A 22,018-nucleotide genomic window follows, 5' to 3' on the forward strand; every position below is an offset into this window, starting at 1 on the left:
GGTCGCGCCGTCCGCCGCGCTTCAGGGTTGTTTTCGTCACCCCGGGATTCAGGTGTTGCTGGTGCCCCAGTCGTCCTCCGGGGCGCCGTTGTGGTTGCGGTCCCGCAGCGAGCGCACCCGCTGGGTCACCGACTCCGGGACCCGGTCGCCCACCTTGTCGCTGACCACGTGGTACGCCTTGCCGGCGAACTGGCGGCCCTGCTGGGCGGCCGTCTCGGCGGTGTTGCGGACCGCGGGGTTCTGGGCGACCTGACGGGCGGACTTCTTCAGCTGTTCGTAGCGCTCGCGCCCGGCACGGGTGCCCAGCACGTAACCCAGTGTCAGTCCGACAACGAACGTGAGCTTGTAGCGCATGGTGGCCGCCCTCTCTCTCGCGTGGTCTCCGGTGCGACGTCGGTGCCGGGGGAACCGATTGGCGGAGCACCCCCCTGCTTGCGCTAATGTATGTGTCGCAGCGAGCGCCCGCCCCCTGGCGAATACCCAGGGAGGTACGTTCGATGCACCGAGGCGATCCTCCGTAGCTCAATTGGCAGAGCAGCCGGCTGTTAACCGGCAGGTTACTGGTTCGAGTCCAGTCGGGGGAGCTTCGATCTTCCGTAGCTCAATTGGCAGAGCAGCCGGCTGTTAACCGGCAGGTTACTGGTTCGAGTCCAGTCGGGAGAGCAGGGAAGAGGACAGCACGAAGGAGGACCCCGATGGGGTCCTTTTTCATGTCCGAGGGAACTGCGCAGGTCACGGCGGAGTCCTCAAGGGCATGCGAAGTCGCCCCTGCGAAGCAGGAGATCGTATGAGCGGCTATGCTGCGGCAGACGGCGCGCACACATGTACGCGACACGCCGCTATGGGGCGGTAGCTCAGCCGGTTAGAGCAGCGGACTCATAATCCGTCGGCCGTGGGTTCGAGTCCCACCCGCCCCACTTCCGCAGGTCTCTGACCTGCGGAAACGTTCATTTTGTCCTGTCGGATCGTCAACTTCGCCTGAACGGACTGAATCCGCTGCGCGTGGGTTTGGGGTCCGACGGTGGTCGCGGGAGCTTGAACCCCTCTGACCTGCGGTGGGTTAGGTGTTCGAGGTTGTCGCTCATAGTCCGGGCGCTTGCTCTGAGGGGCGATGCCGAGACCCAGGGGCCGTACAGGGGCCGGGGCGGCGCGGCCGGGTCCTGGTCGGCGGTTTCTCCGGGCTGATTTGGTGCCCCATTTGTTGGGTTGGATGGCATGGGTTGCCATCCAAAAGTGCGGCCGGTCGAGTACCGGCGAGGCCGGGGGTCGGGTGGGGCGACGTCGGTTGCCTGCGTGTCGGTGGTGCACCTGGTGTTCAGGGGCAGTAGGTGGGGTTGGGGAGCGTCCTGACGATGGCCGACGGGTCAAGGAAACGGCCCGAAGAGGAAACTGCCCCGGTCGGTTGCTCGACCCGCTTGCGTGGGGCCCTGCGGTTTGCCTGGTCAGGCTGCCGGAGACTGTCACCGACAGGCCCTGGCCAGATGATCGAGCCGAGCGGTATTCAGCCCGGACGGAGGGTCACACGGCGGGGCGAGTGGCCTGATCGGGCACTGGGCAGGCAGGGCCGGAACGGTGAATGGGTCCGGTGCCGAAGGACAGGGGCAGGCCGGTGGCCCGGTTGCTGTGGGCGATGATCTCCGCGGAGATGGATACGGCTGTTTCCTCGGGGGTGCGGGCGCCGAGGTCGAGGCCGATGGGGGAGTTGAGGCGGGTGAGTTGAGCCGTGGTGACGCCGGCCTCGCGCAGCCGCTGGTTGCGGTCCTCGTGGGTGCGGCGGGAGCCCATCGCGCCGATGTATCCGAGGGGGAGACTCAGCGCCAGGGCGAGCAGGGGGATGTCGAACTTGGGGTCGTGGGTGAGGACGCAGATGGCGGTGCGGGTGTCGGTCTCGGTGGCTGCGAGGTAGCGGTGGGGCCAGTCGACGACGACTTCGTCGGCGTGCGGGAAGCGGGCGGCGGTGGCGAAGACGGGGCGGGCGTCGCAGACGGTGACGCGGTAGCCGAGGAAGCTCCCGGCCTGGCTGAGGGCGGCGGCGAAGTCGACGGCCCCGAAGATCATCATGCGGGGCGGAGCGGCGTGGGCGTGGACGAGGACGGAGAGTTTGACGGGGCAGGTGTCGGGGTCTTTGCCGACATCGATCCTGGCGGTGCGCCCCGCTCTCAGCAGGGCGCGGGCCTCGGCCAGGACCGCCCTGTCCTCGCTCTCGCCGCCCAGCGTGCCGTCGTAGGCGCTGCCCTCGCCGAGAAGGGTGAGGGTGCGGCCGAGGAGTTCGGCGGGGCCGTCGACCACTTGGGCCACGGCGGCGGGCCTGCCCCGTACGGCTTCGCCCAGGGCAGCGGTCAGGTGGGGCTGGGCTGTCGGTTCGACGCGTTGGACCAGGACATCGATCTCGCCTCCGCAGGTCAGGCCGACGGCGAAGGCGTCGTCGTCGGAGTAGCCGAACCGGGCGCGTGCGGTGCCGCCGCCATCCTGGAGCATCTGGCGGCACAGGTCGTAGACGGCGCCCTCCACACAGCCGCCGGAGATGCTGCCGACCACTGTGCCGTCGGCGTCGACGGCGAGTGAGGTGCCTGGCGGCAGGGGTGCGCTGCCGCTGACCTGGACGACAGTGGCGAGGGCGAAGGGGCGGGCTTCGCGGCACCAGGCGTGCAGCGTGTCGACGATGTTCAGCATGGGCACGTCTCCGTGGGTAACGGTTCTGGGCGGGCCGCCGCGGTGTCGGTGCGGGAGAGGCGACACCGCGGCGGCCCTGGTGTCCGGCGGTGGGCCGCTCACCTGCCGCCGGACGGTCAAAAGGGGCGCCCAGGGCACCCTGGTGTTCAGAGCAGGGCTTCCGCTGTGATGGGCAGTTCGCGGATACGGCGCCCGGTCGCGTGGAAGACGGCGTTGGCGATGGCGGGCGCCACCCCGACCTGGACGATCTCGCCCAGGCCCTTGACGCCGATGGGGTCTGCCTCGCGGTCGTCGCCGTCGAGGTAGATGGCTTTCAGGTCGGGGACGTCGGCGTTGACGGGGACGAGGTAGTTGGCGAGGTCGGCGTTGACGATGCGGCCGTCCCGGTGGTCGGTGACCGTGTGTTCCAGCAGGGCCTGGCCGATGCCGCCGACCATGCCGCCCAGGGCCTGGCTGTCGGCGAGTTTGGGGCTGATGATGCGGCCCGCGTCGTACACGCCGAGCATCCGCCGGACCCGCACGAGACCCAGCCGGGCGTCGACGGCGACCTCGGCGAAGACCGCGCCGTAGGCGAACAGGGAGTGCCGTTCCGGTCCCGTTGGGCGGGTGAAGGATCCCATGGCTTCGAGGTGGGTGCGTTTGTTGCGGGTCAGGAGTTGCCGGTAGGTCTCACCGCGGGCGGGATTCTTCTTCACGTGCAGTCGGCCGGCGCGGACCACGACGGTGTCGGGATTGACGCCGTGGAGCGGCGACTTCGCGTCCTCGACGGCGAGCTTGACGGCCTGCGTCCGTAGCTTGTCGCAACCGTCCTGGACGGCTGATCCGACGCTGGCCATGGTCCAGGAGCCGCCGTGCGGCGGGGCGGGCGGCATGAGTGAGTCGCCGAGGCGGAAGGTCACCTTGCCCATGGGCAGGCCGAGGGCGTCCGCGGCGAGCTGGGTGTTGGAGGTGTAGGTGCCCGGGCCCATGTCGCTGGCCGCGGACTGGATCAGTGCGGTGCCGTCGGCGTCCAGCCGGACCGACGCCCGGGCGTCTTGGCGGGCGGTGTCGTAGACGCCGGTGGCCATGCCGGTGCCGATCAGCCAGTCGCCGTCCCGGGTGGTGCGCGGGCCGGGGTTGCGGCGGTGCCAGCCGAACTCGCGGGCGCCGACGGCATAGCACTCGCGCAGTCGGCGGGTGGAAAACGGCAGCCCCGACGACTCGTCCTCGTTCGGTTCGTTGCGCCGCCGCAGCTCGATCGGGTCGACGCCCAGCTTGTGGGCGAGTTCGTCCATCGCCGACTCGATGGCGTAGGAGGCGGTGGTGTACCCGGGGCCGCGCATGAACAACGGGGTGTGCACGTCGAGCGGTACTGTCCGGTACTCCTGGCTCACGTTCGGCATGCTGTACAGCATCTGCCCCGGGATCAGTACGGACTCCATGAACGTCTCGTACGACGACGTCTCGGCGCGCACGTCATGCGTCATGGCGGTCAAGCGTCCGCGCCGGTCGCTGCCCAGGCGCACCGCGTACTCGTACGCGGGCCTGAAGCCCGTTCCGAAGTACAACTGCTTTCGTGTCAGTGCGAGTTTGACGGGGCGCTTCGTCTCGCGGGCGGCGAGGGCCGCGATGGTGACGTGCGGCCAGGCCCGCAGTCCGCTGCCGAAGCCGCCGCCGACGAACGGGGAGATGACGCGCACCGACTCCGGAGGCAGACCGAAGACCGTGGCGAGTTCTATCTGGGTGCCGAACACCCACTGGGTCTTGTCCCACACGGTGAGCTTGTCGCCGTCCCAGCGGGCGGTGGTGGCGTGCGGCTCCATCGCGTTGTGGTTGTTGCGGGCGAGATGGTAGGTCATTTCCATGAGTACGGGGGCCGAGGCGAGCGCCTTGGCCGTGTCGCCCCGCGCGTACGTCCGGGGCTCGTCGGCCGGTGCGTCGGCCATGTCGGTGGACGGCCGTTCGGCGTCGTAGGCCACCTTCACCAGACCGGCGCCGTGCTGGGCGGCCTCCAGGGTGGTGGCCACCACGACGGCGACGGGCTGACCGTGGAAGTGGACCGTGTCGTCCTGGAAGACGTGCAGTCGCTCGCCCGGCGGGGCGGTGGGGAGCGGGTTGCGCTGGTAGGGCAGCTTGGGGGCGTTGAGGTGGGTGATCACCTTCAGGACGCCGGCATGGCCGAGGGCGGCGCGGGTGTCGATGGTGGTGATACGGCCCCGGCCGATGCTGCTGTCGACGATGACGGCGTGCACGGCTCCGGGGATGTCGTGGTCGACGGCGTACCGGGCCTTGCCGGTGACTTTCAGACGGCCGTCCACCCGGGAGAGCGGGGCGCCGACGGCTGCCTGCGGCTGCGGGCTCACTTGGTGCCTCCTACGATGCGCAGCTGGCGCTCGACGGTGCGTTTCAGGAGCTCGATCTTGAAGTGGTTGTGCTCCAGGGGGCGGGCTCCGTCCGCCGCTCGTTCAGCGGCCTGGGTCCACAGGACTTTCGAGGGCCGTTCGTCGATGAGGTGCCGCTCGACGGCGGGCAGTTTCCACGGCACGGTGCCGACCCCTCCGGCGGCCACCTTCGCCTCCCGGATCACCCCGCCTCGGACGTGCAGGGCCACGGCCGCGGAGGTGAGGGCGAACTCGTAGGACTGGCGGTCGCGCACCTTCAGGTAGCCCGACTTCAGCGGGCGAGCAAGGGCCGGGATCTCCACAGCCGTAATCAACTCTCCCTTTTTCAGGGACTGTTCACGATTCGGGGTACTGCCGGGCCGCAGCAGGAAGTCCGCGAACGCGACGCTGCGCTCCCCGTCCGGACCCAGCAGGTGCACCCTCGCCTCCAGCGCCGCGAAAGCCACGGCGACGTCGGAGGGGTGCGTGGCCACGCAGTCGTCGGAGGTGCCGAGGATCGCGTGGGTGCGGTTGAAGCCTTCGAGCGCCGCACACCCCGAGCCCGGCTCGCGCTTGTTGCAGGCGGCCGTCACATCACGGAAGTACGTGCAGCGGGTGCGCTGCATGATGTTCCCGCCGATGGTCGCCATGTTCCGCAACTGGGCGGACGCGCTCAGTTCCAGAGCCTGGGAGATGACCGGATAGAGGGTGCGGACCTTGGGGTGGGCGGCGGCTTCGGCCATCCGCACCAGGGCGCCGATGCGCAGGCCCCCGCGCTCGGTGACCGTGACCTTGCGCAGCGGCAGCGCGCTGATGTCGACGAGCGTCTCGGGGCGTTCGACGGTCTCGCGCATCAGGTCGACCAGGGTGGTGCCGCCCGCTATGTAGCGCCCGCCGCGCTGCCCGGCCGCGAGCGCGCTCCGGGTGTCCGCGGCCTTCGTGAAGGAGAAGGGATGCATGGTGGCCGGGCCTCATTTCCCGCGCGCGGTCTGCTCGACCGCCCGCACGATCTTCACGTAGCAGCCGCAGCGGCAGATGTTGCCGCTCATCCACTCCCGGATCTCGTCCGTGGAGCCGGTGTGGCCCTCCTCGATGCAGCCGACGCCGGACATGATCTGCCCCGGCGTGCAGAACCCGCACTGGAACGCGTCCTGGTCGACGAACGCCCGCTGGAGCGGGTGCAGTTCCTCGCCGTCGGCGAGGCCCTCGATGGTGGTGACCTCGGCACCGTCAAGGCGTACGGCCAGGGTCAGGCAGGAGTTGACCCGCCGTCCGTCGACCAGGACCGTGCACGCCCCGCAGGCACCTGCGTTGCAGCCCTTCTTCGTACCGGGCAGACCGAGCTGTTCGCGCAGCAGGTCAAGCAGCGAGGTCCGGTTGTCGATCACAGCGGTGTGCCGCTCGCCGTTGACAGTCAGTGAGACTCGGCCGCCGGGTGGTGCGTCTGCGGCGGACGCCTCCTCGGCGGCGGACGGAGAGGCTCCCGCCACCAGGCCGCCCGCCATCACCGCGCCACCGACGGCGGTCGTCGTGGCGATGAATGTTCGTCGGGACGGGGCCGGCGCCGGCCCTTCGGGGGGAGGACCGTATGACTCGGGAAGTTCGGTGGACATGCCCACTCTCTTCGGTCGGCGGCGGTTCGGGTGGAGGGATCGGTCGTCTTGCTCATCGGGCGTGTCGGATGGACTGCCCGTCAGGGCAGCTGCGGGTACAGGGCGGTGACGCCTCCGGACAGCCCGGCCTGCACCTGGCGGCTGATGTCGTCGATGACGATCTCGTAGCTGCCCTCGGCGATGCCGTCGGCAGCCAGGCGGGCGACGTCTGCGGGGGCGGTCTTGGGCGCGGTGACCGTGCTGGTCATGTCGGTGTCCATGTAGCCGACGTGCAGTCCGGCCACCCGGATGCCCTGGTCGGCGAGTTGGAGGCGCAGGGCGTTGGTGAGCGACCACTGTGCGGACTTGGCGGCGCAGTAGGCGCCGACGTCCGGGAAGGTGAACCACGACAGCGCGGACAGGATGTTCAGGACGGCGCCGCCGCCGCCCGCCGCGATCTGGGGTGCGAAGGCCCTGACCACCGAGAGGGTGCCGAAGAAGTTGGTGTCCATGTCCCGGCGGATGTCGTCCAGGTCGCCGGTGAGCAGGTCGCTGCCGGTGGATATGCCGGCGTTGTTGATCAGGACGGTGACGTCTCCGGTGGCCTTGGCGGCGGCCGCCACGGAGGCGGGATCGGTGATGTCGAGCGCGATCGGCGTGACGCCGGGCAGGTCGACATGGTCGGGGTTGCGGGCACCGGCGTAGACGCCGGCGCCGCGGCCGAGCAGTTCTGCGGCGAGGGCGCGGCCGAGGCCGCGGTTGGCTCCGGTGACGAGAACGGTGCTGGTGGAGAGGTCCATGAGAAGTCCCTGTCGCATTGAGTGGGGGGAGGGGTGCTGGTTGGATCGGAGGAGTGTTCCGTGCCTGGGAGGGCTCAGCCGCAGGTCAGGCCGTCGGAGAGGTGCCCTGGGTGGCCTGTTCACGGGTCCGTGCGGGTTGTCGGCCGTCGGCCCGGAAGATCAGGCACGTGGTGGTGGCGTGGGCGAGCAGCCGACCGATGAGGTCGGTGACCGTGGCGGTGGCATAGGCGCTACGGCGGCCTACATGGACGGCGGTGGCTTCGCAGCGGATGCGGCCGGTGTCGACGGTGACCGGGCGCAGGAAGGTGATGGTGAGGCCCTGCGTGGTGTAGCCGCTTCCGGCGGGGAGGCGGGTGTGGACGGCGGCGCCCAGGGCGTTGTCGGCGAGGGTCGCGAGGACGCCGCCGTGGACGGTGCCGAGCGCGTTGTAGTGCCATCCCGCGGGGGTCAGTTCGAACACGGTGCGGCCCGGTTCGATCTCGGCGGGTTCGATGGCGAGGGTGTCCATGGCCGGAGGGGTCGGAAGCGTTCCCCTGCCGATTCCGTGCAGCACCTCCAGGCCGCTCATCCGCCCGATGGCCTCGGCGGTCGGGCGGGGATCCTGCCAGGTGTAGGCGCGGTGCTGAGGGGTGGCGTGCGTGCTCATGAGGTGGTGACGGTGGTTGTGGGGGCGGGCATGTGCGTTCCGTTCTCGTGGGGGCGGTTGTGTACGGCGGTCAGGGCCACCACGGCGGCGGCGAGGAAGACGGCCGCGGTGACGGCCAGTCCGGCGTGCACGCCGGAGGCGAAGGCGTCCTCGATCGCGGCGCGCACCGCGCCTGGCGCGGGAGTGGTGCTGGTCGTCCCGGAGGCGACGGCCTCCTCGACAGGTGCGCGGTCGGCGACGGGGACGCCATGTGCCGCGAGTTGCCGGGGCAGGTCCGCGGTGACGCGGCCCGCGAGCAGTGAACCGAGCAGCGCGGTGCCCATGACCGCGCCGATCTGCCGGGCGGTGTTGACGGCGCCGGAGGCCATACCCGCGCGCTCGGGGGTGACGCTGACCAGCGCGGCGGCCGTGCTGGGCGCGATGACCAGGCCGGATGCCGCGCCGAACAGGGCGAACAGCGGCCAGACCCTGCTGTAGGGGGTGTCCGCGCCGACTGTGGTCAGGCCGAGGACGGCGAGGGCGCCGAGCAGCAGACCGACCGTCAGTGGTGCCTTGAAGCCGGTGCGGCGGATCACCCTGCCGGTGAGGAACGCCGAGACGACGTAGACGCCGAACAGGGGCAGCATGCGCCGGCTGGTGTCCAGCGCGTCCAGGTGCTGGACGTTGTTGTAGAACATCACCACGAGGACGGCCACACCGGTGAAGCCGAACAGCGCCACCGCGGCGATGACCATCACGGCGCTGAACGAGCGTGAGGCGAAAAGCCGCACGTCGAGCATCGGCGCCGCCACCCGCAGCTCGACGGCGACGAACACCATCGCGCCGACCGCGGCCGCGACCCAGGCGGCGATGACGGGACCGGCGGTGTACCCGTCCTGGCCGCCCTGGATGAGGGCGTAGACCAGACTCGCGATCGTGAGGGTGCCCAGCAGTGCGCCGCCCACGTCGAGGCGGCCGTCGGGAGCCCGGGACTCCGCGGCGAACGGGACCGCGACCAGGAGCGTGATCACTCCCAGGACGGTGTTCGACACGAACACCGCGTGCCAGCTGAATCGGTCCAGCAGGACACCGGCGAGGAGCGGACCGATGGCCAGGCCGATGCCCGACGACGCCGCCCACACGGTGATCACCTCGGTCCGCCTCTGCGGATCGGCGAAGGTCGCGCCCAGCGCGGCCAGGCTGTTGGGCAGGATGAGCGCGCCGCCGACACCGGCGACCAGCTGCGCGGTGATCACCGTGGCGGTGGTGTCGGCGGTCGCGGCCAGCACGCCTCCCGCGATCATGATCACCACGCCGACGCAGAACATCCGCTTGCGGCCCAGGAGATTGCCCAGGGTGCCGGCCGACAGCACCAGAGCGGCCACGACCAGCGTGTACGCGCTGGGAATCCAGATCAGCGCGCCCGGGCCGACGTGTAGATCGCCCTGGATCGCCGACAGTGCCGAGATCGTGGCGGTGACGAGCAGGAACGTCATCATCACGCCCAGGCACATCGCCATCAGCGTCAGAAGATCCCTGCGCCGTAACGCGGTTCGTCCGCCGTTTCCTGTCTGGGGACTGCCTCTGCCGCCGTCTGGCGGGCGGCCGGCTGCTGACACGGAGGCGCCGGCCGAGGGGACACGGTCCCTGGTCATGGAGGTCCTTCCTCGTTGCCGGAGGATGTGGAGGGAATCGGTTGCGGGAGGGACGCGCCGCCGCACGGGCGCCCGGCCGCTTCGTTTGCCCGGTGCCTATGCCTGTTGGTTGATGAGACCGGCGTAGTGGCCGAGGTTCCGCTCGATCTCGTCGAGACCGATCTCGGCGATGGCCTTCCCGAGTTGCGGCACGCGGGCCTGGAATCCCGGCCAGTTGACGGACTCCGCGAACTCCGCCCAGGACGCGCGCAGGTCGGCCACCGGCGGCAGGGTCGAGCGGTTGATCTGAGCCTTGGCGCCCAGGACGGACGCCTTGTCGAAGGACGCGATGCGCGCCGCGACACCGTCGACGAAGGCGTCGAGTTCGGCGTCGGGGACGGCCCGGGTCACCCAGCCGTACCGCTCGGCCGTATCGGCGTCGTAGTCCTCGCTGGTGAGGATCGCTTCGAGCGCGCGGTCCCGTCCCAGCAGCCGGGCCAGACGGTCGCTGCCGCCGCCGCCCGGGACGATGCCGATCGCGACCTCGGGCTGGCAGAAGAAGGCTTCCTCGCGGCTGGCGTAGCGCAGGTCGAAGGCCAGGGTGATCTCGTCGCCTCCGCCCCGCGTGCGCCCGCGGATGGAGGCGATGCTGATGAACGGGGCGCTGCTCAGGCGGGTGACGAGTTCGACCCACGTCGGGGTCCCGTCCGCCGCGTTCAGGGCCAGGAGTTCGGGCACCTGGCCGAGATCGGCGTGGTTGAAGAAGTATCCGGGCGTGCCGCTGTCGAAGACGACGACCTGAACCTGCTCGTCGCGGCTCAACTCGTCGACAACGTCGATCAGTTGGACGACGGTGTCCGCGCCGACGACGTTCACCGGCGGATTGGCGAAGGTGACCCTGCGGATCTTCGGCGCCACGGTATCGATCTTGAACATGGTGTGCTGGGTCATGCTGTGCTCCAGTGCTGAGGGGGTGTGTGCGTGCGGGAAGAGGAAGGCGTGAGGGAGCGTCGCTGCGGGGTCATGCCGGTGGCGGCGGGAACGGGCTGTTCAGTGGCTGCGGGCGCTGCCTTCCGGGTGCCGGCTCCGCCGACTTGCCATGGACCGGTACGACCGCACGGTGCACGTACGCCGACGGGAGGTCGGCCACCCCACCCGGCCCCGCTCCACCGTGGAGAACCGCCCGGTCAGCTCGGCCGCGAACCGGCGGGCCGAGGGTGTCCACGCTGCGTGCATGCAGGCGAAGGTGCTGGACCTGCCGTTCGGACTCGGACGCCGGCTGCCGCGTCGAGGATCCGGCGCTGCCGTTCACGCGGCATGACGGTCCACGGCAGTCCGGACACGATGACGTCGGCCGGGTCCGGGAAGAGCGTCGCCCGGCCCTCGGAGCTGCCCTGGACCACCTCGACGGCGCGGTGGGAGTACCGGTCCGTGAGCCGGCGGGCGAAGACCGGGTTGAGCTCGACCGCGATCAGCCGCGTCCCCGGTGCCGGCCGTCGTCGTATCGCGTCAGTGATCGCTCCGGTGCCGGACCCCAACTCCACCAGGTCGGCGCGGTGAAGGTCCAGTGCGGAGGTCATGGCCTGGGCGAGGGTGGCGGAGCTGGGCGCGATAGCGCCGGTGAGTCGGGGGCCGCGGAGGAACTCGCGCATGATCGACATGTTCAGAAGCTAAGGAGGGGGCGTGTCGTCGGAAACCATCCCGAGGGCCCGACGGGGTCATCCGCCAGGACGAACCAGCCCGCTTTCGTAGGCCATGACGACGGCCTGTATCCGGTCGCGGAGACGCAGCTTGCCGAGGATCCGGGCCACGTGGGTCTTGACCGTGGTCTCGCCGAGGAACAGCTTCCCGGCGATCTCCGTGTTGTTCAGCCCGCGGGCGACCAGACCCAACACCTCACGCTCGCGGTCGGTCAGCACGTCGAGGCGTTTGTCGGTGAGGGGGGCCACGGCTTCCGTGACATACCGGTCGATCAGCCGTCGGGTCACCGAGGGGGCGATCACCGCGTCGCCGCGCAGCACACCGCGGATGGCGACCAGCATCTCGGCGGCCGGCGTGTCCTTGACGAGGAAGCCGCCGGCTCCGGCACGAAGCGCCGCGTAGGCGTACTCGTCGCGGTCGCAGGCGGTGAGGACCAGCACCTGCGTGTGGGGTAGTGCGGCGCGGACCTGTGCGGTGGCCGAGATGCCGTCGAGGCGCGGCAGCCGCACGGCCATGAGGACGAGGTCCGGGCGCAGTGTGAGCGCCTTCGCCACGGCCGCCTCTCCGTCCCCGGCTTCGCCGACGACGGTGAGGTCCGACTGGCTGTCCACCACCATGCGCAGGCCGACCCGCATCAGCTCCTGGTCGTCACAGATCAACACACCCGCCTCTGGCACGGCGTCCCTCCTTTGTAGAGCCGGTCTCCCGGCCCGGGCGTCGGTCGGCACCGGTGGCGGGGATGTCGCTGGTGGAGAAGTCCATGGATAGCTCCTGCGTGATGGACGGACATGGCGAATGCGGCAGAACGGGTGGGTGTACGCGCGTCTTACGGTCGTTCCGGGCCGGGATCGGGCGGGCCCGCAGCAGTGCCGTGAGTCAGGGACGTGGACGGCGCTCTTCGACCGCGGCCAGCGTGAGGACGATCGCGGCGGCGATGACGGCCGCCAGGTAGGCCGGAGCTGCCGTCGTGACCGCGCATCCGATGACCAGAGCGGACAGCGCGACCAGCCGCGCCCGGGGGAGGTCGTCGAACAGGGTCCTGCCGTGCCACGTCTGTGCGCCGATGAAGAGGGCGGGTCCGCCGAACAGCAGCAGGTTCGTGGTGATGCCGGCGTGGTGGGCCGGGTGCGCGATGACACGCTCGTCCCCCGCGGCGGCGGCGATCATCCCGGCGACGGAGACCATGAGGCTGTAGACGCCGCTGCGCCCCGCCCGGATGGGGTCCTCGGTCCGTTCGTAGTGGTGCACGATGTGTTCGGAGCGGCTGAAGAACAGCCAGAACAACGCGACCGTGCCGGCGAGAGCCACGCTGCTGGTGAGCAGGGTCATGGGCTCGTACGGCGCCGTGGTGAGCGCGGTGCCGGTGGTCAGGATCGCCTCACCGAACGCGATGATCATGAACAGGCGGCCGCGTTCCAGCAGGTGGCCGCCCGCGAAGCCGACCTGCCGGGAGTTCAGCCTGCGGCCGGGCAGGGGATGCGCCGTCCAGGTGCCCGCCAGCTCGATCAGGGTCGCCACGGCCCACCACGCCAGCCGCGCGCCGCCGTCGGCCGCCGCGCCGGTCAGCCAGAAGGGGGCGGCCGCGGCGAACCAGATCAGGACGCGGCGCCAGTGCTCCTGTTCACGCCGGTCGAGGCCCACCCCGAGCAGCCACACCGTCCGGCCGAGATGAATCAGCAGGAAGGTGACGACGAAGACCCATCCGGCATCGCCGAAGGCACGCGGGATCGCGGCGTTCATGAACAGACCCAGGAGCATGACCGTCAGCAGCATCCGCCTGGTCCGCGGATCCTCGGCCGGGACGAGAGTGACGGCCCAGGTGGTGTACGCCCACGCCGCGTAGACCGCGAGATAGAGCACGAGCGTCTGGGCCGCGCCCGTCCACGTCGGGCGCGCCAGCAGCTGATGCGACAGCTGGCCGATCGCGAAGACGTAGACCAGGTCGAAGAACAACTCCAGCGGCGTCACCTCCCGGCGCGCCGGGACGCTGGTCGACTCCACGATGTATCTCCTCGGTCGGGCAGGCGCTCGGCACGCGTGGCTCCGGCGTTCGGGTGAGTCAGTCGGCAAGGAAGGCCGTCACCTGGGCGGCGAAGTCCTTGGCGTGCTGGAAGAGGAAGGCGTGACCGGCGTCGCCGTAGACGACCAGGGTGGCGTCGGTGAGGTACTGGACCGCGGTGTATGCGGCCAGGGCGGGGATCATCGCGTCCTTCATGCCGGTGGCGTACAGGACGGGCTGCCTGATCGACTCCAGGTCCTCCCGCACCTGGTCGAAGGGGATCGCCGCGTCCTTGCCGATCGCGGTGAGCTGACCGAGGGCCGCCGCCTCGGACACGCCAGGGATACCGGTGGCCAGCCGGGTGGCCACCCTGGCGAGGTGCGCGTGCCCGGCGGCACGCCCCGTCTCGGTCTCGGGGAAGAACAGGAACACCAGATCGTCCCCGGTGACCTCGGGCTTGGTCATGGTGGCCCGCACCTTCGGGTCCGGGGCGGGAGCGCCGGGCACCGTGCCGCCGGGGTTGGCGGCCGCCACGACCAGCTTGCGGACCAGGCCGGGCCGGGTGCGGGCGATGTGCTGGGCGACGGTTCCGCCCAGCGTCCAGCCGAGCAGGTCCACCTGCGGCAGGCCGAGGGCCTCGATGAACTCGACCGTGCCGTCGGCGAGTCCCTCGACCGAGTCGTGCGGGGTGCCGGTGGTGTAACCGGTGCCGACGTTGTCGAACACGATCACGTCGTGGGCGGCGGACAGCTGGTCCAGGAGCTCGGGGTCCCACCAGTCGAGGGTGCCCCGGACCCGGTTCAGCAGGACCAGCGGGATGCCGCCCCGCGGGCCGAGGCGCCGGTAGGTGAAGGTCGCGGAGGGGCCCTCGACGGTGAGGTCGTCGGCCGCGTCTGCCAGATAGGTGCTCATGGCGGGCTTCGCTTTCCTGTCGCTGTGTCTCGTGGGGGCGGGATGGTCGGTCAGGCGGGCAGGCGGTTGAGCTTGCGCAGCTGCTGGTCGAACACGCGGGCGGGGACCACGCGGCGCATGGTGCGCACGCGCCCGGTCATGGCGCCGGCGGTGTAACGCACCTTGGGCTTGGCGTCGGTCGCCGCCGCGACGATCTCCTTGGCGACGACGGCGGGGTCGTCACCGTCCTTGACCGCGCCGGCCATGTACTCCTCGAAGACGTGCCGCTGTTTGGCGTAGACGGCCAGGGGCTGGTCGGGCCGCACGCTGGCCGCGTCGAACGCCGTGTTCGTCCAGGCAGGTTCGACGAGCAGCGACCGCACGCCGTACTCGCGTACCTCGTGGTCGACGGACTCCGAATAGCCCTCGACCGCATGCTTGGAGGCGGCGTAGACCGCCATGTACGGCTGCGGCATGAAGCCGACGATGGACGAGATGTTGATGATCCGTCCGCTGCCCGCCGCGCGCATGTGCGGCAGGACGGCGTTGGTCATGCGGATGACGCCGAAGACGTTGATGTCGAAGAGGCCCTGTGCCTGCGCGGCGGAGGACTCCTCGGCGGCGCCGGCCGAGCCGATGCCGGCGTTATTGACCAGGACGTCGATCCTCCCGAACCGGTCGATCACCTCTGCGACAGCGGCGGCCACCGAATCATCGCTGGTCACGTCGAGGTCTAGGAAGGTCACGCCCTTGAGGGGGGTGACGTGCGCGGTGTTGCGGCTGGTACCGACCACCTCGTGGCCCGCCGCGGCCAGCGCGAGCGCGGCTGCCTTTCCGATGCCGGAGGACGCACCCGTCACGAGGGCTACCGGTCGTGTTGTCGCCATTTCGGACTCCTGACTCATGGACTGCTTCGGCTTGCGGGGGATTGCGGGTGCCGGACGCGAATGACGGTTCGTACCGGGGTTCGCGCCGCAACACCCTCAATCGGTTTCATCAATGTATCAGCTTCTACTGGAGAAGCAACATTAGAGCATCAATTAAAGAGTCATCCGTAGCTTCTCCGTATCTCCTCCGGTGAGGTGGCGAGGTCGGCTCGACTGGGGCGGCGCCCCGTTCGACGCCGATACCCCGCCGGGTCGGCTCCGGCGGGGTATCGGCCATGAGTTGCCGGTCTGCGGTCACCGTGCGTGTCGGCGTCGGCGACCGTCTCACGGCGAGGTGCTGTCAGCGGTTGAGGAAGGTGTTCACCTCGGTGCCGAACTGGACGGCGTACTGGTAGAGGAAGCCGTGACCGGCGTCCGGGTAGATGTGCAGCTGGGCGTCGGGGAGGTACTTGGCCAGCAGGCGGGAGTTCTTGGCGGGCATGAGGATGTCGCTCTCGCCGTCGGCGACCAGGGTGGGCTGGAAGAGAGCCTTGAGGCGGACGAATTTGGACTTGTCGGGGATGCCCCACTCGGACCACGCGGTGAGCTGGCGGTCGCGGGTGGCCAGGCTGGAGGGCGCGTCGTGGTCGGTGGTGCGCTGTCCGAGGCGTTGCAAAAACTCCCTTCCCGCGGCCTGGCTGGAGGGCGTGTTCTTGAAGAACAGGAAGAGGTAGTCCTCGGGGCCGGGGTTGTCCTTCAGAGCCCGTCCCAGGATGTTCGGGTCGGATGCGCGCTGGTCCACTCCGCCCTGGGGGCCGGTGGCGGCCAGGACGACGCGGCGGACCTGCCAGGGGCGGCGCAGCGCGACCTCCTGGGCGACCTCGCCGCCGAGGGAGAAGCCGAGCACGTCGTATCGGGGCAGCTTGAGGGCGTCGATGAAGTCGACGGCGTCCAGGGCCATCTGCTGGACGGTGCTGGCGGTGGTGCCGGTGGAGCCGCCGACGCCGGCGTTGTCCACGAGGATGACCTCGCGCTTGGCGGCGATGGTGTCGATGAGCTTGGGATCCCAGCTGTCGAGGGTGCCGCGGAAGTGCTGCAGGAAGACCAGTGGCACGCTGCCCGCACCGGGGTGGCCGAATCGGCGGTACTGGTAGGTGACACCGTTGGCGGCCTTGATGCGCAGGTTGGGGGCGGTGCTGGCGCTCTCCGCGTTCTGCGTCTGGGTGACCGAGTGCCGCATGCCGCTGGAGCCGTCGCTGACGGCGTTGGCCATGCTCGGTGCCGTGGCGGTGAGGGCGGCGACGACCGACACGCCGGCCAGCGCCATCGCGGTCCGCCGGGAGATGCGGGTAGGTCGATTGGTTGAGGACATGCCATTTCCTTGGGTCGGGCCGGAGGGCTTCCCGGCGCGTTGAACCTGATGTGCGCTCGGCGTGCGAATGTTCTGCGGAGCGCGCGGGAGTGGTGCTGTTCCGGCGACGTCGTCAGGCCGGGCCCGCCGCCGTACGCACCGGAAGGTCCTGACGGATCCGGTGGCTCCTGCTCGGAGACGGGCCGGAGGCCGTGGGCGGTGCGAGGGTGGGGGAGCTGGGAGTGGCGACGCCGGTGAGCCGGGGGCGGCGAAGGAACTCCCGCATGATCGACATGTTCCTGAAGCTAGGGATCAACAATGTCGTCGGGAGTCATCCCGGGTGCCCGACCGCGTCATCCGCCGGGGCGAACCAGTCCGCTCACGCAGGTCGTGACGGCGGCCTCTGCCCGGTCGAGTACGAAGGTCGATCGAGGACATGACATTTCTCGGGTCATGGCCGGAGGGCTGCCCCGGAGTGGTGACGCGAACGACGCGGGCCGTGTGGGCCGATGCTGTCCCGGCCTCCGGCCCCTTTCGTGACGCGCTTGTCGAGTCGGCGTCAGCGTGGACGGCGAAAGCGTCACTCGACGGGCGGCTTCGTCGATCCGGCCGATCCGTCGCCGGTCGGGGGTGTGGTCCGATCTCGATTCGTATCATCGACGTATCACATGGCACCGCAATCGCGGCAGTGAAGAATCAGTTATCAAGTTACCCGTAGCGTCCACGTATCCTCTACAGAGGTCGAGGACGAACGAGACAGGGAGACCGCTATGGGCCGACCGCTGCGGGCAGATGCCGAGCGCAGTGTGCGTGCGATTTTGGAGGCGGCGGAGCGGGTTCTCGCCGAGGACGCCGGTGCCTCCATGGAGCAGATCGCCGAGGCGGCGGGGCTGACCAGGATCACGGTGCACCGCCGGTTCGCGAACCGGCAGGCGCTGCTGGAGGCGCTCGCTGTCTCCGCGAAGCAGCAGCTTCTCGACGCCATCGGGGAAGCCCGGCCCGACTCCGCCCCCGCGCTCGTGGCCCTGTACCGAGTGACCGCGAACGTCCTGCGGGTCAAGAGCGCCTGGCGCTTCACCCTCAGTCACAGCACGCCCCACAGCGAGACCGCGGCCGCCCTCTGGGCCGACATCGACAGGTACACCGTCGAACTCTTGACCCGGGCGCAGAGCGAGGGACTCCTCGCCCCGGACGCGGACCTGGACTGGACGCGGCAGGTGTACTACGCGCTCCTGAGTGAAGCCCTCGACAGGCCCGGCACCGAGCGGGATCCGGCCGCGAAGGATCCCGACGTGCTGGCCGCACTCGTCATTGACACGCTCCTGCACGGCGCAGGACCACATGCCTGAGGCCCGCCACGGCCAACCCCACTGCCAGACGCGCGCCAGGTCCGGACGCCCGCCGCGGACGACGACGGCGCCCCCCAAATGACGCCGTGAGCTGTGCAGTGGACAGCTCACGGCACACCCATGTCGCCTTACCGTCCGGAGCGGGCACCTGTGTGTGCTGGGGCGGTTCGCCTTGCTGGCGCCCGTGTCGACGGGAGACCCAACGCGTTCGGTGGGCGGATTGACCGTGCTCGACGGGGTCGTCCTGGCGGATGACCCCGTCGGGCCCTCGGGACGGCTTCCGACGACAAGGTCAATGTCTAGCGTCTGGACATGTCGATCATGCGGGATCGATTCGGTCTGGCGGACGGCCGGGCCGGGCGGTCCCTCGCGGCGGGGCCGTCCCCGTAACTGACGTCCGCGCCTGAAGGCGGATGGGTCAGCCCGGGCTCGGCCTTGCGGCTTGTCCACTCGACACGCGCGCGGGGGAACTCCTCCCGTGCTATCCCTCCTGATCTGGGTGAAAATGATGAAAAGAATCTCACGGGGACAGCGAATGGCGGCGGCAGTGCTTGGCGCTGCCCTCGCGGCAACCACCGTGCTCGGTATCGTCCACGTCCACGCGGCGCAGGCCGCAGTTCTGGAGCATCTTGCGGAGGGTGGTGCGGGTACCCCTGACGGTGGGCATGCCCCGTGGGTCGCGCCCTACCCGCCGAATCTCTGACTTGCGTGATCGCGGGACGGACTCCGGACCTCCCTCGTAACCGCCGGGCTGGCGGCCTGTCCCCGCACCGCCTGTCAATGTGGATCGTGCACGCCTCCCTGGCCGGCGGGGACATAGAGCCCCCCGAGCCCCGGTCCGGCATGCCTGGGAGCCGATGTTGGCGCCCAGGTGTGAGTCGGTCGGCACTTCGCTCCAACTGGCCGGTCACGTAGGGTCGGTAGGACGAGTAAGCGTGGCCCCGTACTTGGCCTGCAGAAACGGCCAAGAGGCTCCGTTCCCCTCATCCGGGGATCGGAGCCTCTGCGCGTTGGAAGGGGAATCCGCTGTGCGGGGGTTCCATCTCCTTGGCTGGAGTGGGTGGACGCGGCTGTTGCCGTAGAAGCTGTCTGGCTCATCGACCTCCAGGGGCCATTGAGGGGCCACAAGGACCGGAACAGACCGACAAGCACTGCAAAGGGCTGACACGGATCAGCACGTCTGACCTGCAAGAACGGCGTGAATCGGCACTGATCGGCAAGGACCGCCAAGATCCGCAATGGACTCATAATCCGTCGGCCGTGGGTTCGAGTCCCACCCGCCCCACCGTGCAGGTCACTGACCTGCGGAAACGTTCGTTTTCGGGTGTCGGGGCGTCAACTTTGCCTGAACGGACTGAATCCGCTGCTCGTGAGTTTGACGCCTGAGGGGCGCTGCTTTGCATGATGGCCTTCTGACCTGCATGGACGCGTACCGATGTGTTGCCACGGAGGCGTGTTCCGCTCGGCTCCGTTGCGACAGGGTCATGTATTGAGGCCATCCTGAGGCCGGAGGTACGGGGGAGTGCCGCGGAGGCGTTGTTCGACGAGTCGTCTGCGTGTTGCGCGGGGCGTTTCACGTGGCGATCGTCCGGTGTTCTTAGCTCTGCGAGGAGTGCGTCCGGCTGAGGCCTCAAGGAGCCAAGGCCCCAACAGAAGACGGCCCCTGAAGGGCACTCGACCTCCGGTGTACCGCCGTGAGGCTGGTCTGGGACGTCATCGGACCTACTCATGGCTCGAGATCGCGAGGCGGCGAGGTCGAGCCAGGCCAGCCAGACCATCCGTCGTACAGTTCGGGGAGCCTCCGAGAACGACACTATCCCAGCTGCCGGTTGGCCACCGATCCTGGAGCCCAAATGGTGGGGCAGGTCAACTGAACTGGCTTGCCCTGTGGGGAGGGCGGGAAGGATGTCGCTGTACCCAAGCCTTATCCGGAAGAGTTCCGCGAGGATGTTGTACGGGTAGCGAGGAACCGCGGTCCGGGCGTGACGGTCGAGCAGGTGGCTGCCGACTTCGGAGTGCACGCGATGACGCTGTGGAAGTGGATGCGCCGGGCGGACATCGACGACGGAACCAAGCCCGGAACGTCCAGCCAGGAAAGTGCGGAACTACGCGAAGCACGTCGGCAGATCAAGCTGTTGGAGCAGGAGAACGAGGTCCTGCGTCGGGCCGCCGCCTACCTGTCGCAGGCGAATCTCCCGGGAAAAAGATCTACCCGCTCGTGAAAGAGCTGGCAGTTGTCGCAGCTCGGAGGGGCTGTGCCACAGGCGATCAGGTCGCAACATCGACTTTGCCTCACCGGCGACCTGTTCGAGTGCCGGGCTGACCCGCAGCGCCGGCTCTCCAGGCGCCCGCGGTCAGCGTCGTCCGCCCAGGATGATCTTCCAGACACGCGTTGCCACCTGCAGATTGAGCCGGGTGTCCACGTCCGCCAGGTCGCGGTCGCTGATCTCACGGATACGCTGCAGCCGGTAGCGCAGGGTGCTGCGGTGGACCGTCAGCGCGGCGGCCGCATCGTCGTAGTTGCCTCCGCAGTCGAAGTAGCGCGAGAGCGTCTCCACCAACTCGGTGTCGTGCTCCGCGTCGTAGTCGATCAGCTCGCCGAGCCACTCGCGCACGAAGTCTTCGAGCTCCCGGAGATCGTTTCCGGGCCCCAGGATCCGGTACAGCCCGAGGTCGTCGAAGAACGTCGTCCCACTGCGCTGGCGGGAGTTCTGCCGCACATCCAGGGCCCGCGATGCCTCCTGGTAACAGCGGGGAATGTCGTCCAGGGAGTCGCAGCGGGCGCTCACCCCGATCGCTCCGCCGGGCGTTCCCAGCTCATGGGCCAGCGCCGTGTAGACGGCATCGTCGTCGGGCCTCGCTTCGGTCAGCAGGACCATCCGGTCGCCGCGACGGGTGATCAGCGGACGGGTCGCCGAGATGGCTGTCGCCTGCTCGACTGCTCGGGTGAAGGAGTCGTCAGGGGCGTTGCCCGGCCAGTGCACCACGACCACGTAATGGGTGCGTTGCAGGTCGTGGCCGACGGCTTCGGCCCGGGCGTAGGCGCTCGTCTCGTCAGTGCCCTCCAACAGGTCGTCGATCAGCTGGCGGCGCAGTCGCAGTTCGACCTCGGCGAGTTCGCGTGCGTGCATGAGCTCCTGGGCGAGCGACCGCTGTGCGTGATCCAGGGCGAACCGGGTGTGCTCGTCGGCCGTCGCCTCGGGGTCCTCGAGGGCGAGTACGCCGAGGACGTCGCCGCGCGGGCGGACCAGGGCGATCAGCCGGTCCTTGACTCTGACCGGGCCCGGCTCGCGCGCGACCTGCCGCAGCATCCCTTCCTGGTGGGTCGAGGAGCGCACCGGATAGGGATCGGGGCGGTCGGGACCCGCCCAGGACCTCAGGTTGCCGAACCGGTCCTCGACGAGCGCCGACAGCCCGGTGAGTTCGTACAGCGCCTGGGTGATGGCGTCCTCGCCGCCGCCCCGGGCAGCGACACGGGCGAGGGTCTCGTGCACGGTCTTCTGCAGGTGCAGTTCGGAGCGCATGGCAGCCAGCTGCACGAGCGCGGTGTCCCGTTCGGTGCGGACTTGGCTGAGTTCACCGGCCTTGTCGTGCTGCGCGGCACGCGTGACCGTCAGTGACAGGGCCGCCGATGCGAGCCCCACGAGGGTCGAGAGGAGGAAGCGCCCCTGTTCGTCGGGCCCGGAGCGGGAGGAGACCAGGATGTAGCCGAGCAGACCGCCGGCCCCGCGCAGGCCGAACGCCCAGGTCCAGGACCGTTCCGGAAGGGATACGGAGCCGTCGGCCTCGCCCAGGTCCGTCATCCGTGCGTCGTCGGCCTTCGGCGCTCCCGCGTCGTGGCCTGGGACGCGGGCCAGACCGTCGCTCGTCACGAGATATCCGGCCTCGGCGTGGTAGGGACCAAGGGCACTGACGTGCCCCATGGCCAACCGCACGATCTCACTCTGCTCGGCGCAGGCGAACAGGGTGTGGGACAGCACCAGCAGCCCGTGCGGGTCCAGCGCCGCGAGCGGGCTCGGGTCGTGCCGTCCGGTGCCCGCGGTGTCGCTCGGTTGGCGGTTCCCTTGCTGGTCGGACACGTCAGGGGGCAGCCTCCGTGACGGATGGCAGGCCATAGATCACTCCCGTTCCCCTCCGGTCATCGGAGGCGATCGAGGGAGTCGTGGGATCCACGACT

The 22,018-nt window shown here is 69.6% G+C and carries 20 protein-coding genes and 4 tRNA genes; 6 read left to right on the forward strand and 18 right to left on the reverse strand.

The features are described from left to right. Positions 1–48: 48 nt before the first annotated feature. The gene (locus OHN19_RS29450) at positions 49–354 is read right to left on the reverse strand and encodes a hypothetical protein (protein ID WP_020136332.1); all 306 of its coding nucleotides are present in this window, start codon (positions 352–354) and stop codon (positions 49–51) included. A 157-nt stretch (positions 355–511) separates the two neighbouring features. On the opposite strand from OHN19_RS29450, the gene OHN19_RS29455 reads away from it, so the two are divergent. The 3 genes from OHN19_RS29455 to OHN19_RS29465 all read left to right on the forward strand — a co-directional run bounded on the left by OHN19_RS29455 (position 512) and on the right by OHN19_RS29465 (position 917). Then, positions 512–584, forward strand: a tRNA-Asn gene (locus OHN19_RS29455). A 6-nt stretch (positions 585–590) separates the two neighbouring features. Then, positions 591–663: transfer RNA gene (locus OHN19_RS29460), tRNA-Asn, on the forward strand. A gap of 180 nt (positions 664–843) precedes the next feature. Next, a tRNA-Ile gene (locus OHN19_RS29465) sits at positions 844–917 on the forward strand. A gap of 601 nt (positions 918–1,518) precedes the next feature. Here the strand turns inward: OHN19_RS29465 and OHN19_RS29470 are convergent. The 15 genes from OHN19_RS29470 to OHN19_RS29540 all read right to left on the reverse strand — a co-directional run bounded on the left by OHN19_RS29470 (position 1,519) and on the right by OHN19_RS29540 (position 16,787). Continuing rightward, a complete protein-coding gene (locus tag OHN19_RS29470) occupies positions 1,519–2,673 on the reverse strand; it encodes an XdhC family protein (protein ID WP_330269737.1) in 1,155 nt (384 codons plus the stop codon). A 146-nt stretch (positions 2,674–2,819) separates the two neighbouring features. Next, positions 2,820–5,015, reverse strand: coding sequence for a xanthine dehydrogenase family protein molybdopterin-binding subunit (locus OHN19_RS29475; protein WP_330267096.1), 2,196 nt, complete (start codon positions 5,013–5,015; stop codon positions 2,820–2,822). Next, positions 5,012–5,992 (reverse strand): xanthine dehydrogenase family protein subunit M, encoded by a 981-nt coding sequence (locus OHN19_RS29480; RefSeq protein ID WP_330267097.1) that lies wholly within the window; start codon positions 5,990–5,992, stop codon positions 5,012–5,014. Before OHN19_RS29480 ends, OHN19_RS29475 begins: the two co-directional genes overlap by 4 nt. 12 nt (positions 5,993–6,004) lie before the next feature. Beyond that, the gene (locus OHN19_RS29485; RefSeq protein WP_330267098.1) at positions 6,005–6,646 is read right to left on the reverse strand and encodes a (2Fe-2S)-binding protein; all 642 of its coding nucleotides are present in this window, start codon (positions 6,644–6,646) and stop codon (positions 6,005–6,007) included. A gap of 80 nt (positions 6,647–6,726) precedes the next feature. Next, the gene (locus OHN19_RS29490) at positions 6,727–7,425 is read right to left on the reverse strand and encodes an SDR family oxidoreductase (RefSeq protein ID WP_330267099.1); all 699 of its coding nucleotides are present in this window, start codon (positions 7,423–7,425) and stop codon (positions 6,727–6,729) included. A gap of 85 nt (positions 7,426–7,510) precedes the next feature. Next, positions 7,511–8,071 (reverse strand): PaaI family thioesterase, encoded by a 561-nt coding sequence (locus tag OHN19_RS29495; RefSeq protein WP_330267100.1) that lies wholly within the window; start codon positions 8,069–8,071, stop codon positions 7,511–7,513. Next, positions 8,068–9,570 (reverse strand): MFS transporter, encoded by a 1,503-nt coding sequence (locus OHN19_RS29500; RefSeq protein WP_330267101.1) that lies wholly within the window; start codon positions 9,568–9,570, stop codon positions 8,068–8,070. Before OHN19_RS29500 ends, OHN19_RS29495 begins: the two co-directional genes overlap by 4 nt. Before the next feature lie 231 nt (positions 9,571–9,801). Next, a complete protein-coding gene (locus OHN19_RS29505; RefSeq protein WP_330267102.1) occupies positions 9,802–10,635 on the reverse strand; it encodes an enoyl-CoA hydratase/isomerase family protein in 834 nt (277 codons plus the stop codon). A 236-nt stretch (positions 10,636–10,871) separates the two neighbouring features. Next, complete coding sequence (locus OHN19_RS29510; RefSeq protein ID WP_330267103.1) at positions 10,872–11,345, reverse strand: hypothetical protein; 474 nt, start codon at positions 11,343–11,345, stop codon at positions 10,872–10,874. A gap of 57 nt (positions 11,346–11,402) precedes the next feature. Then, positions 11,403–12,062: a response regulator transcription factor gene (locus tag OHN19_RS29515; protein ID WP_330267104.1), complete on the reverse strand. Its 660-nt coding sequence runs from the start codon at positions 12,060–12,062 to the stop codon at positions 11,403–11,405. 199 nt (positions 12,063–12,261) lie between these two features. Further along, the gene (locus tag OHN19_RS29520) at positions 12,262–13,386 is read right to left on the reverse strand and encodes a low temperature requirement protein A (protein WP_330267105.1); all 1,125 of its coding nucleotides are present in this window, start codon (positions 13,384–13,386) and stop codon (positions 12,262–12,264) included. Positions 13,387–13,444: 58 nt separating this feature from the next. Further along, entirely contained in the window at positions 13,445–14,296 is an 852-nt protein-coding gene (locus OHN19_RS29525; RefSeq protein WP_330267106.1) for an alpha/beta hydrolase, read from the reverse strand. Between the two features lie 50 nt (positions 14,297–14,346). Next, positions 14,347–15,162, reverse strand: coding sequence for an oxidoreductase (locus OHN19_RS29530; protein ID WP_330267107.1), 816 nt, complete (start codon positions 15,160–15,162; stop codon positions 14,347–14,349). Between the two features lie 340 nt (positions 15,163–15,502). Beyond that, positions 15,503–16,513, reverse strand: a complete 1,011-nt coding sequence (locus tag OHN19_RS29535) for an alpha/beta hydrolase (RefSeq protein ID WP_330267108.1) — start codon at positions 16,511–16,513, stop codon at positions 15,503–15,505. 112 nt (positions 16,514–16,625) lie between these two features. Then, entirely contained in the window at positions 16,626–16,787 is a 162-nt protein-coding gene (locus tag OHN19_RS29540) for a hypothetical protein (RefSeq protein WP_330267109.1), read from the reverse strand. 475 nt (positions 16,788–17,262) lie between these two features. Here OHN19_RS29540 and OHN19_RS29545 point away from each other — a divergent pair, with 475 nt between their 5' ends. Next, a complete protein-coding gene (locus OHN19_RS29545) occupies positions 17,263–17,841 on the forward strand; it encodes a helix-turn-helix domain-containing protein (protein WP_330267110.1) in 579 nt (192 codons plus the stop codon). A 520-nt stretch (positions 17,842–18,361) separates the two neighbouring features. Here the strand turns inward: OHN19_RS29545 and OHN19_RS29550 are convergent. Beyond that, positions 18,362–18,508: a hypothetical protein gene (locus OHN19_RS29550; protein WP_330267111.1), complete on the reverse strand. Its 147-nt coding sequence runs from the start codon at positions 18,506–18,508 to the stop codon at positions 18,362–18,364. A 528-nt stretch (positions 18,509–19,036) separates the two neighbouring features. Between OHN19_RS29550 and OHN19_RS29555 the strand changes: the two genes are divergently transcribed. Together OHN19_RS29555 and OHN19_RS29560 are read left to right on the forward strand one after the other, a co-directional pair. Continuing rightward, positions 19,037–19,126, forward strand: a tRNA-Met gene (locus OHN19_RS29555). Between the two features lie 595 nt (positions 19,127–19,721). Further along, positions 19,722–20,063: an IS3 family transposase gene (locus OHN19_RS29560; RefSeq protein WP_030323725.1), complete on the forward strand. Its 342-nt coding sequence runs from the start codon at positions 19,722–19,724 to the stop codon at positions 20,061–20,063. Positions 20,064–20,195: 132 nt separating this feature from the next. Here OHN19_RS29560 and OHN19_RS29565 read toward each other — a convergent pair whose 3' ends face one another. Beyond that, positions 20,196–21,956, reverse strand: a complete 1,761-nt coding sequence (locus tag OHN19_RS29565; protein WP_037940949.1) for a PucR family transcriptional regulator — start codon at positions 21,954–21,956, stop codon at positions 20,196–20,198. Between the last annotated feature and the right edge of the window lie 62 nt (positions 21,957–22,018).

Origin of the sequence: Streptomyces griseorubiginosus (genome assembly GCF_036345115.1) — a bacterium.
In the GTDB taxonomy this organism is placed as follows: Bacteria; Actinomycetota; Actinomycetes; order Streptomycetales; family Streptomycetaceae; genus Streptomyces; species Streptomyces griseorubiginosus_C.

Coding starts and splice junctions, on each gene's coding strand:
- OHN19_RS29500 (WP_330267101.1), bottom strand. CDS start 9,570: ATGGCGATGTGCCTGGGCGTGATGATGACGTTCCTGCTCGTCACCGCC.
- OHN19_RS29485 (WP_330267098.1), bottom strand. CDS start 6,646: ATGTCCACCGAACTTCCCGAGTCATACGGTCCTCCCCCCGAAGGGCCG.
- OHN19_RS29480 (WP_330267097.1), bottom strand. CDS start 5,992: ATGCATCCCTTCTCCTTCACGAAGGCCGCGGACACCCGGAGCGCGCTC.
- OHN19_RS29550 (WP_330267111.1), bottom strand. CDS start 18,508: ATGCCCACCGTCAGGGGTACCCGCACCACCCTCCGCAAGATGCTCCAG.
- OHN19_RS29565 (WP_037940949.1), bottom strand. CDS start 21,956: ATGGCCTGCCATCCGTCACGGAGGCTGCCCCCTGACGTGTCCGACCAG.
- OHN19_RS29495 (WP_330267100.1), bottom strand. CDS start 8,071: ATGAGCACGCACGCCACCCCTCAGCACCGCGCCTACACCTGGCAGGAT.
- OHN19_RS29505 (WP_330267102.1), bottom strand. CDS start 10,635: ATGACCCAGCACACCATGTTCAAGATCGATACCGTGGCGCCGAAGATC.
- OHN19_RS29450 (WP_020136332.1), bottom strand. CDS start 354: ATGCGCTACAAGCTCACGTTCGTTGTCGGACTGACACTGGGTTACGTG.
- OHN19_RS29540 (WP_330267109.1), bottom strand. CDS start 16,787: ATGTCGATCATGCGGGAGTTCCTTCGCCGCCCCCGGCTCACCGGCGTC.
- OHN19_RS29545 (WP_330267110.1), top strand. CDS start 17,263: ATGGGCCGACCGCTGCGGGCAGATGCCGAGCGCAGTGTGCGTGCGATT.
- OHN19_RS29510 (WP_330267103.1), bottom strand. CDS start 11,345: ATGTCGATCATGCGCGAGTTCCTCCGCGGCCCCCGACTCACCGGCGCT.
- OHN19_RS29530 (WP_330267107.1), bottom strand. CDS start 15,162: ATGGCGACAACACGACCGGTAGCCCTCGTGACGGGTGCGTCCTCCGGC.
- OHN19_RS29490 (WP_330267099.1), bottom strand. CDS start 7,425: ATGGACCTCTCCACCAGCACCGTTCTCGTCACCGGAGCCAACCGCGGC.
- OHN19_RS29525 (WP_330267106.1), bottom strand. CDS start 14,296: ATGAGCACCTATCTGGCAGACGCGGCCGACGACCTCACCGTCGAGGGC.
- OHN19_RS29535 (WP_330267108.1), bottom strand. CDS start 16,513: ATGTCCTCAACCAATCGACCTACCCGCATCTCCCGGCGGACCGCGATG.
- OHN19_RS29470 (WP_330269737.1), bottom strand. CDS start 2,673: ATGCTGAACATCGTCGACACGCTGCACGCCTGGTGCCGCGAAGCCCGC.